The 2,668-nt window shown below is 63.7% G+C and carries 5 protein-coding genes; 1 reads left to right on the plus strand and 4 read right to left on the minus strand.

Features of this window, described 5'->3' with window-relative positions; all coding sequences use genetic code 11:
• The 4 genes from VMR39_RS27140 to VMR39_RS27155 all read right to left on the minus strand — a co-directional run.
• A partial coding sequence (locus VMR39_RS27140) for a hypothetical protein (RefSeq protein ID WP_325421097.1) occupies positions 1-225 on the minus strand: 225 nt, incomplete at its 3' end.
• A gap of 104 nt (positions 226-329) precedes the next feature.
• Complete coding sequence (locus VMR39_RS27145) at positions 330-530, minus strand: DUF5818 domain-containing protein (RefSeq protein WP_325421099.1); 201 nt, start codon at positions 528-530, stop codon at positions 330-332.
• Positions 523-804: a hypothetical protein gene (locus VMR39_RS27150; protein ID WP_325421101.1), complete on the minus strand. Its 282-nt coding sequence runs from the start codon at positions 802-804 to the stop codon at positions 523-525. The genes VMR39_RS27145 and VMR39_RS27150 overlap by 8 nt, the downstream gene beginning before the upstream one ends.
• Before the next feature lie 82 nt (positions 805-886).
• Entirely contained in the window at positions 887-1,771 is an 885-nt protein-coding gene (locus VMR39_RS27155; RefSeq protein ID WP_325421103.1) for a CsgG/HfaB family protein, read from the minus strand.
• A 445-nt stretch (positions 1,772-2,216) separates the two neighbouring features.
• On the opposite strand from VMR39_RS27155, the gene VMR39_RS27160 reads away from it, so the two are divergent.
• The coding region (locus VMR39_RS27160) for a hypothetical protein (RefSeq protein WP_325421105.1) at positions 2,217-2,668 on the plus strand (452 nt) is incomplete at its 3' end.

The raw sequence follows: 2,668 nt of genomic DNA on the forward strand, positions 1-2,668 counted from the left end.
GATCACGGACATGACCCCCAACACGCCGTCTGCAAGCAGGATCGAGCCCATCACGTAGAGCAGGATGGCGATGGCCTTGACCAGGCCGGGGAGGGAAAGCGCGCCCAGCGCGAACAGGGCGACGACGGCGATCGTCGCATATGCCTGAAATCTGGCGGCAATATCGAACAGGCCAAGGAGGCGCAACGGGCTCTTCCAGGACAGCGGATAGCGCATCAGCACCATGGGGCGGCGGCACTGACGGCACCCCTCGATCAAGGAGCCGCGCCGCCATTCGTAGACCGGAGAGCCGCAGCAGGGGCACTTGGGAAGGTGACGGGGACCGTGCATCAGCTTGCCACGGGTCCGAGGTAATCGATCTCGATGGCGGCAGCGCCGCGCTTGCGGCCGACGACGCGCACGAGGTCATCCTCGGTAGCGATCGTGTCGATCTCGCCGATCAACCGCCACCACATCCCGTCTGTGTCCTTCAGCATGGGACCACGCGGCGAAGTCTCGATCGTGCCGGTCAGTCCTATGGTCTCACTCATCGCCTCGGTTCTCCAATGGATCGCCCGGCTTGCCATGGAAGGCGGTGAAGCACGCCATCTCGCAGTGGAGCATGGGTCGGCCGTGGCTGTGCAGCTGCTTTCCGTTCATCAAGACGGGCCGCCATGCAAGTCGTTTACATCGGGTATTGGTGCGATCTAGGTAGCCGCAGGGCATCGCCAGCGGTTCTCCGGGCGTAATGCCGGTGCCTTCGATGGCATCATCGATCCCGTCTTCGTGGGGCTCATTGCCGAACAGATCCGTTTGCAGATTCATGACCCATGGCTCCATGCTGGGGGGAAGAAGGGCAGGGGGCTCATTCTCCCGCCATGCCCTCCCTTCCATTCTCTCTCGCCCCCTACTGCGCCGATGCTCCTGTCGCCGGCGTCGCGCCGGTGGAGGCCGCAGGAGCCGCTACGGGCGCCGCTGGAGGCGCAAGAGGGGCGGGGGCCGCTGATGCCGGGGCGGGAGGGGCGATGCGCCCCTGTGCGTCGCGGGTGAGCTTGCGGAAAGCATCGAGGAGGGCAAAGGAAGTGATCTTGCCCATATCGGTGCTGGTGTAACCGCCGCCCAGCGCCCCGATCCCCGAGCCGGTCAGTGCGCCGCCGATGATGGAAATATCCTTTTTCCGCGCGCTGCCGGTGGCGACGGCCTTCTGCAGACCGGTCTTCACCTCGACGAGGGTGAGCATGGTCTGGCTCTCCAGCTTCTTCGACTTGAAGCCGATCGCGCCGGGAAACATTGTGCCAAGTCCGCCGCCGCTGCCCCCGGCATTGCCATCGGAATAGAGCACGCGCGCGGTCAGCAGGTAGTCGGCCGCGAGCAGCGTTGCCTGCGTATTGCCGTTCGCCACGGTGCCGCCCGCGGCAAGCGCGCGCTCGCGCTGAAGAGCGTCGAAGCCTTCGCCGCGATCGAGGACCTGGAAGCAGTTGGACTGCGAGGTCAGCAGCTTGAGCAGCGGCAGCGGATCGATCTTCTGTGATCCGCCATTCTGCGTCTCGGCCATGCGGATCATGGCGCGAAGCCCTGCCGGGATATCGTCCTCGCTCGGCGCGGCGGTGCGATCCTCGACAAGCGCGATGGTGCCGAGCGGCACGTCGCAGCGCGGAACCTCTGAGGTTTCGTCGATGCCGATACCGCCCTTGCCCAATTTTTGGGCAGCGGCAGGCGTCGCTGCGAGGGCGAGCATAGCGATGGCAAGGCCGGTGCCGAGATGGGCGGCGGAGGTGAGCATGTGTCGCATGAGTGTTTACCCCTGTTCAGTCGAGTGGTTTGGGCGGGCGAAGGTCGGTAACGGTGCGAAGATTGTCCCAAAACCTGCGATGCAAATCGATGGAGCGGATCGAGTAGGCCGGTACTGGCGCTGTGCGTGGGCCAGGAACGCCGTTAAGGTGTAAAGGAAGGGCAGGGGGCCTCATCGCAGCGCAGGGCCTTCCAGGATCGTTGCAGACCCGCTGAGAGGAGGGCAGGGCGCCCGGGCAAGGGATCGTTGCCCGTCAGGGTGGAGACCCGCAGGGGCTCCATGAGCCGAAGGCGAGCAGAGCCCGGTCTCGCCGCAGGCGAGATGACCCCATTACTTTGAGATGTTGTGAAAGCCGATTGCCAAGAAGGGGTTAATGGGGGAGGATTCCGATAGATCACGAAAGATCGATGATGCTTGAAATTGAGCATCAGCGGAGATTCAAGCGATGGCTTTTGAGATAGTTCGCGTTCCGTTGCCTGAAAGGGGAAGTTTCTGGTCTGCTTTCGTGCTCTTACGTCCTGCACTGATCGGCACGCCGCTGGTTTATGCGTACCGCTGGATTGTGCCTGAGCCTTATTGGCTGATTGGCGCGGGGGTGATGATTGCGGCTGTCTTTGGATACCTCTGGTACTGGTGGTTGAGCGGTGCAGATGAGCGTCGGACGGCAGCGGAGCGTCGGGCGGTTCGTGATGCTGAGCTGGCGGCATCGAAGGCGCGGTATCGCGCCCAGCAGGCAGCGGAACTGGCTGCACTGCAGGAAAGCCTGGAGCCCGCTTCGTTGATGGAGATCGAGGAGATGGTTGCAAATGCGCCGCCTGAGTGGCGCCGGGTGTTGGTGCGGCTGTTAGGGGAAGAGGCGCAGCAGGGCCGGCAGTTTTCGAAGGGGACGATAGGTCG

The organism is Sphingobium sp. (assembly GCF_035511395.1).
Classification (GTDB): Bacteria; Pseudomonadota; Alphaproteobacteria; order Sphingomonadales; family Sphingomonadaceae; genus Sphingobium.

What these genes read in the sequence shown, in the direction of transcription:
- VMR39_RS27145 (WP_325421099.1), bottom strand. Translation starts at nt 530, where the DNA reads ATGAGTGAGACCATAGGACTGACCGGCACGATCGAGACTTCGCCGCGT.
- VMR39_RS27150 (WP_325421101.1), bottom strand. Translation starts at nt 804, where the DNA reads ATGAATCTGCAAACGGATCTGTTCGGCAATGAGCCCCACGAAGACGGG.
- VMR39_RS27155 (WP_325421103.1), bottom strand. Translation starts at nt 1,771, where the DNA reads ATGCGACACATGCTCACCTCCGCCGCCCATCTCGGCACCGGCCTTGCC.